Origin of the sequence: Bartonella sp. CR127HXZ, assembly GCF_042194555.1 — a bacterium.
Taxonomy (GTDB): Bacteria; Pseudomonadota; Alphaproteobacteria; order Rhizobiales; family Rhizobiaceae; genus Bartonella; species Bartonella grahamii.
On the sequence record NZ_JBHIMZ010000050.1, the window covers coordinates 1 to 1142 of the forward strand.

The 1142-nt window shown below is 35.7% G+C and carries 1 protein-coding gene; it reads left to right on the forward strand.

Going from position 1 to position 1142, the window contains the following annotated elements; all coding sequences use genetic code 11:
* The first annotated feature begins 456 nt into the window (after positions 1–456).
* The gene (locus ACFIKY_RS08975; protein WP_375634883.1) at positions 457–1110 is read left to right on the forward strand and encodes a hypothetical protein; all 654 of its coding nucleotides are present in this window, start codon (positions 457–459) and stop codon (positions 1108–1110) included.
* The last annotated feature ends 32 nt before the right edge of the window (positions 1111–1142 follow it).

Here is a 1142-nt window from a genome sequence, read left to right on the forward strand (position 1 = left end):
GGCGTCCTTGACAAAGAACCTAACGGCTTGTTTCGTCCATCTCACGCGGCTCCGAAATCATGATTAAAAGGGTGAGCTTTTAGGGGCATATCCTACAAAAGAAAGAGATAAAAATTATAAGCTATTTTATGAGATAAATATTTGAAAATATTATAAAAAATGCCAAAAAAAGACAAAAAAACAGTTGACAATAAATGGGTATTTTACTATATTAATACTTAAGTGATCAAAACACTAAGCCGTAAGAAAACAGATGACAAAAAAATCTTTTCTTGCTTTCAGAAACTGACTGTCTTTTATGCTTTTATTAGCATATATAGTGATTTTGTCGGGTGTGGTTATGCCATACAACACCCTTTTAGGGAAAAGCATAACAACGGACTTACGGCCGTGTTTTGAACGCCCGACGCCTTATAGGGTGTCAATTCAAAACTTTTAAACCGTAAGGAGTTCATTATGAACGCTATCTCAAAAAAATATGAATTTATTGATGATTGTGAATATATCGATGGTCATTTCTTAACTCGAATTAGAGCCTTAAGAGATTTTGATGATGTCAAGGCTGGTGATCTTGGTGGTTATATTGAAAAGGAAAGCAACTTATCTCATGAGGGAAATTGCTGGGTTTACGATAAAGCACGCGTTTTTCAAAATGCAAGGGTTTATGAAAATGGTAAAGTGAAAAGCTTTTTTGTAGACGTTTATGGTGATGCACAAATTTATGGCAATGCTATTTTTGAAGGCATGACAATAAATGATTATTGTGAGGTTTATGGCAACGCCCATATTCAAAACGCTGTTGTAATTGAAGGTAATGCAAAAATTTATGATAACGCCTCTGTAAGTGGACATGCTCATATTTCTGATTCATCTGTTATTTGTGATAATGCTCATGTCGGTGGCAATGCAAAAATAAGTGATGGTGCTTATATTTGTGATTATTCCTATGTCGTTGATGATGCCGTGGTTTGTGGTGCTTATGTATCTGGCGATTCTTGTATTCATAGCGCCGCCTCTTTAACTGAATATGATCAAATTCATGATGAGGCAATTCCAAGATTTGGTAGTGATGATGATTATTTTCGTGATGAGTATGAGGATGTTGCGTAAATAAAATAGCAGGTGCGGGGGGCGCCTGCTTT

Bases quoted from the DNA above. Each gene is read 5' to 3' on its own strand.
- ACFIKY_RS08975 (WP_375634883.1), top strand. From the start codon at position 457: ATGAACGCTATCTCAAAAAAATATGAATTTATTGATGATTGTGAATAT.